Here is a 4,748-nt window from a genome sequence, read left to right as displayed (position 1 = left end):
TCATCATCCCCTCGACGCCGAGGTTCAGCACGCCCGCCTTCTCGACGATCAGCTCTCCGATGGCCGCGATCAGCACGGCGGTCGAGGCGACCATGAGAGAGGCCAGCAGCAGCGCGGGATTGATTGACGAGAAATCCATCAGGCGGCCTCTCCCAGGGTGATGCGGATGCGGTAGTTGGTCAGCACGTCGACGGCCAGCAGGAAGAACAGCAGCATCCCCTGGAAGACCTGGATCGCGGCGGCCGGCAGCTGCATTGTCGACTGCGCGGCCTCGCCGCCGATGTAGGTCAGCGCCATCAGCAGGCCGGCCAGCACGATGCCGATCGGATGCAGGCGCCCCAGGAAGGCGACGATGATCGCGGTGAAGCCATAGCCGACGTTGAAGCCCGTGGTGATCTGGCCCGCCGGGCCCGAGACCTCGAACATCCCCGCAAGGCCCGCCAGCGCGCCCGCCGTGCCCATGCAGAACAGCACCAGCCGCCCCGGCTTCACGCCCGAGAAGCGCGCGGCGCGGGGCGCCTCGCCGGTCAGCCGGATCTGGAAGCCCAGGAGGTGCCGGTTCAGCAGGATATAGGCCATGATCGCGGCGATGAAGGCCGCCGCCACGCCCCAGTGCATCCCCGACCCGGCGATGATCTCGGTGTTATGGGCGGAAGGATACTGTTGCAGGTTGCGCGACCCCGGAAAGCCGAAGCCCTCGGGGTTCTTCATCGCGCCGATGGCCATGGCCTTCAGGAAGTTCTCGGCCACGTAGACCAGCATCAGCGACACGAGGATCTCGTTGGTGCCGAATTTCACCTTCAGCAGCGCCGGGATCATTGCCCAGGCCCAGCCCCCGAGGGCGCCCGCGATGACCATCAGTGGGAAGATCCACCAGGCCTCCAGCGGGTAGAGCGCCAGCGCCACCCCGGCACCGGCGACGGCGCCCATGATGTACTGGCCCTCGGCGCCGATGTTCCAGATCCCCGCCTTGAAGCCAAGCGACAGGCCAAGCGCGATCAGGATCAGCGGCCCGCCCTTCACCAGCAGCTGCGGGCGGTAGTAGAAGGCGAACTCGCCGAAGACCGGATCCCAGAAGATCGTGCGGATCGCCTCGACCGGATCCTTGCCGAGGATGGCGAACAGCAGCCCGCCCGCCACCATGGTGATCAGCACCGCCAGCAGCGGGGTCACATAGCTCAGCGCGCGGGCGGGCTGGGGCCGTTTCTCAAGGTAGATCATGCCGCTCCCCCGACGGTCCGGGCCTGGCCCGTGTCATTCATCTTGCGGCTGCTGGCGCAGGCGCGGGCGCGCATCGGGTGGTCAGACATGAGCCACCTCCATGCCATGCGCGCCGCCCATCATCAGGCCGATCTCTTCCATGCTCAGCCCCTTGGCGGGCTTGATCTCGGAAAGCCGCCCCTCGTTTAGGGCGGCGAAATTGTCTGAGACCTCCATCAGCTCGTCGAGGTCCTGGCTGATCACCACCACGGCCGCACCGCCGGCGGCGAGGTCCAGGATGGCCTGCCGGATGGTCGCGGCGGCGGCGGCATCGACGCCCCATGTGGGCTGGTTGACCACCAGCACCTCGGGACGCTGCATGACCTCGCGGCCGATGACGAATTTCTGCAGGTTGCCGCCCGACAGGGCCCGGGCCGCCGTCTCGGTGCCCGGAGTGCGGACGTCGAAGCGCTCGATGATCACGCTGGCGAAATCGCGCGCCTTGCCCCATTTGAGGAAGCCCGAAGACATCAGCCCCTCGCGCTCGGCCCCGGTCAGCAGGGCGTTCTCGGTCAGGGTCATGTTGGGCGCCGCCGCATGGCCCAGGCGTTCCTCGGGGCCGGTCAGCAGGCCGCGTCGCCGCCGTTCCGCTGGCCCCTTGTTGCCGATCGCCACGCCGTCCAGCGACACCATGCCGGGCGCCGAGGTGATTTCCCCCGAGAGCGCCGCCAGCAGCTCGTCCTGGCCGTTGCCCGCGACACCGGCAAGGCCCAGCACCTCACCGGCGCGGACCTCAAGCGTGATGTTCTTCAGCGAGGTGCCGAACTGGCTGGGCGAGGCGACGGACAGGTCCTTCAGCGCCAGCCGCACCTCGCCGGGGGTGGTGGCTTCGCGTTCGGGGCGATGCAGCTCGCTGCCCACCATCATCTCGGCCATCTGTGCCGCCGTCACGTCGCGCGGGGTGCAGGTGCCCACCTTCTTGCCAAGCCGCAGGATCGTCGCCTCGTCGCAAAGCGCGCGGATCTCCTCCAGCTTGTGCGAAATGTAGAGGATCGAGGTCCCCTCGGCCTTCAGCTTGCGCAGGGTGGCAAAGAGGATCTCGACCTCCTGCGGGGTCAGCACCGAGGTCGGCTCGTCCATGATCAGCAGCTTGGGGTCCTGCAGCAGGCAGCGGATGATCTCGACCCGCTGGCGTTCGCCGGCAGACAGGTCGCCGACCAGCCGCCAGGGATCCAGCGGCAGCCCGTATTGTTCCGAGACCCGGCGGATCTGTTCCGCCAGCGCCCCGGTCTTCGGCGGGTTCGCCATGCCGAGCGCCACGTTCTCGGCCACGTTCAGCGCGTCGAACAGGCTGAAATGCTGGAACACCATGGCCACGCCGCGCCCGCGCGCCTCCTGCGGCTCGGCGGGTTCATAGACCTTGCCCTGAAAGACCATCTCGCCCCGGTCCGGCTTGACCAGCCCGTAGATCATCTTGACCAGCGTCGACTTGCCCGCGCCGTTCTCGCCCAGCAGGGCATGAACCTCGCCCTCGCCGATGCTGAACGAGACATCGTCGTTCGCCACGACCCCCGGGTAGGCCTTTGTCAGGCCCACGATTTCCAACAGCGTCCCCGTCACGCGCGTCTTCCCCCCCTGGCCTCTTTCCGTGCCGTTCTCGTCAGTAGCTCATGGGCGACCCCCACGGCAATCTCCTGCGGATGTTTCCCGAGATCCGGTTGACCAATTGGACAAGAAATGCCCGCAATCCGGGCAGGCTCATGGCCCATTGTGGCCAGCCGCGACCGGAAGCGGGCCCACTTGCTGGCCGAGCCGATGAGCCCGCAGAAGCCGAAGCCGCGCCGCAGCAGCGCATCGCAAAGCGCCAGGTCCAGCTGGTGCGAATAGGTCAGGATGAGGTGCTCGGCCTGCGCCGGGGCATGGGGGACCAGCCGCACCGGATCGGCGGCGGGCAGCAGGGTGACGCCCTCGGGGATCGCAGCCGGAAAACGCTCGACCCCGGTGTCGACCCAGGTGATCGCCAGCCCAGGCAGGGGCGCCAGCACCGAAACCAGCGCCCGCCCCACATGGCCCGCGCCCCAGATCCACAGCTCGCGTTCGGGCCGGGCCAGGGGTTCGACCATCCAGCCGGCGTGGATGCCGGCCACGGGCGGCACCCCCTGCGCCCGCGCCTCGGCCAGCATCCGCTTGACCGCGAAGGGCATCTCGAGGGGCGCGCCGGGCAGGGGGCGGGCAACGACCTCGCCCCCGATCCCGGCCAGCTTGGCACTGTCCCAGACTTCGAGAAACAGTGTCACCGCGCCGCCGCAGCACTGGCCCAGGTCCGGGCCAAGCGCCTGTGTCTGAACCTGGTCCGCCACCAGGTCTCGGGCCCGGCCAATCGCCTCATGCTCCAGCGTGCCGCCGCCGATGGTGCCGTCCAGCCGCCCCCGGGCGCCGACCAGCATCGCAGCCCCCACCTCGCGCGGGGTCGAGCCACGGGTCTCTGCGACCACCACCCGCACCACGCGGGCCTGCTGCGTCAGCGCGCGGCGGAGGGCGGCGAGGTCAAGCACCACGCACCCGCTCGACGGCGGCCAGCACGCGTTCGGGCGTGGCAGGGGCCTGCAGGTCGGGATAGGCAGTACCGCAGGCGGCCACCGCATCCGACAGCGCCAGCAGGGCCGAGATGCCCAGCATGAAGGGCGGCTCGCCAACGGCCTTCGAGCGGTAGATGGTCTGCGCCGGGTTCGGCTCGTCCCAGAGCGCCACGTTGAATACCCGGGGCCGGTCCGAACAGGCTGGGATCTTGTAGGTCGAAGGCGCATGGGTGCGCAGGCGGCCCTTGTCATCCCAGACCAGTTCCTCGGTGGTCAGCCAGCCCGCGCCCTGCACGTAGCCGCCTTCGACCTGGCCAACGTCCAGCGCCGGGTTCAGCGAACTGCCCGCGTCATGCAGGATGTCGGCGCGCAGGATGCGATATTCGCCGGTCAGCGTGTCCACCACCACTTCGGTCAGCGCCGCGCCATGGGCGAAGTAGAAGAACGGCCGCCCGGTGCCCCGCAGGCGATCCCAGCTGAGATCCGGGGTGCGGTAATGCCCCGTCGCCGACAGGCTGACCTGCGCCTGGTAGGTCAGCGCTGCGGCCTTGGCGAAGGACATCTCGTTGCCGCCCGCCAGCACCTTGCCGCCGGTGAAGGTGACCTCCTCGACCGCCACCTGGTGCAGCTCGGCCACCACCGCCGCCATGCGGTCGCGGATCGTGTCGCAGGCGGCCTTCACCGCCATGCCGTTGAGGTCCGATCCCGACGACGCCGCCGTGGCCGAGGTGTTGGGGACCTTGGCTGTATCGGTGGCCGTGATTTTCACGTCGGCCATGTCGATGCCGAAGCGGCTGGCCGCCACCTGCGCGACCTTCTGGAACAGCCCCTGTCCCATCTCGGTGCCGCCGTGGTTCAGGTGGACAGAGCCGTCCTGGTAGACATGCACCAGCGCGCCCGCCTGGTTCAGGTGGCTCAGCGTGAACGAGATCCCGAACTTCACCGGGCTGAACCCCAGCCCCTTCTTCA

The 4,748-nt window shown here is 68.9% G+C and carries 4 protein-coding genes and 1 pseudogene; all 5 read right to left on the bottom strand.

Going from position 1 to position 4,748, the window contains the following annotated elements:
* A pseudogene (locus tag OS124_RS26965) lies at positions 1–139 on the bottom strand (ABC transporter permease); the annotation flags it as partial.
* Entirely contained in the window at positions 139–1,221 is a 1,083-nt protein-coding gene (locus OS124_RS0108350) for an ABC transporter permease (protein WP_010139047.1), read from the bottom strand. The gene OS124_RS0108350 and the pseudogene OS124_RS26965, both read right to left, overlap by 1 nt.
* Positions 1,222–1,302: 81 nt before the next feature.
* A complete protein-coding gene (locus OS124_RS0108345) occupies positions 1,303–2,820 on the bottom strand; it encodes an ABC transporter ATP-binding protein (protein ID WP_010139046.1) in 1,518 nt (505 codons plus the stop codon).
* On the bottom strand, positions 2,817–3,758 hold the full coding sequence (gene xdhC / locus OS124_RS0108340; RefSeq protein WP_010139045.1) for a xanthine dehydrogenase accessory protein XdhC: 942 nt from the start codon (positions 3,756–3,758) through the stop codon (positions 2,817–2,819). Before xdhC ends, OS124_RS0108345 begins: the two co-directional genes overlap by 4 nt.
* A partial coding sequence (locus tag OS124_RS0108335) for a molybdopterin cofactor-binding domain-containing protein (protein ID WP_010139044.1) occupies positions 3,748–4,748 on the bottom strand: 1,001 nt, incomplete at its 5' end. The genes xdhC and OS124_RS0108335, both read right to left, overlap by 11 nt.

The organism is Oceanicola sp. S124 (assembly GCF_000220565.1).
Lineage (GTDB): Bacteria > Pseudomonadota > Alphaproteobacteria > Rhodobacterales > Rhodobacteraceae > Pseudooceanicola.
This window is presented reverse-complemented; position numbering and strand designations above follow the sequence as displayed.